1 protein-coding gene is annotated in these 375 nt (G+C 42.4%); it reads left to right on the forward strand.

Annotation, left to right across the window (positions count from 1 at the left end):
- Positions 1-375: hypothetical protein (locus tag DW103_RS18145; protein ID WP_199653031.1), on the forward strand; the 375-nt coding region annotated here is incomplete at both ends.

Genomic DNA, 375 nt, shown 5'->3' on the forward strand with positions numbered 1-375 from the left:
GGTTGGTATAACATCAAGACAGACGGTCGCGAAGATATGTTGACAATGGGAACCGACAGCGCAGCTATCTTCCGTCGTATCAGCGCAGACGGTTTGAAAGCTTCTTACGGTGAAGCAGACTTCAAACTGTGGATTGACACAGCAGCAAACAATGCAAATGGTGATTTGAACGTTCCGACTTACTTCATCCTGAAAGGTCGTGAATACAGCGAAGACAAGGATACAATGTCAGGAAACTTCTTAGGCAGAACTAGAAATGACTCTTTGATGTTCGTAGAAGCAAAACGTATCGTCAACAAGGATACTTTACTGATTGGTGACAATAAACTGAAAGGTAATGATGTTAAACCTTACCAATTCGCATTCCCGTTTGTA

This window comes from Parabacteroides sp. AM08-6, from assembly GCF_003473295.1.
GTDB lineage: Bacteria > Bacteroidota > Bacteroidia > Bacteroidales > Tannerellaceae > Parabacteroides.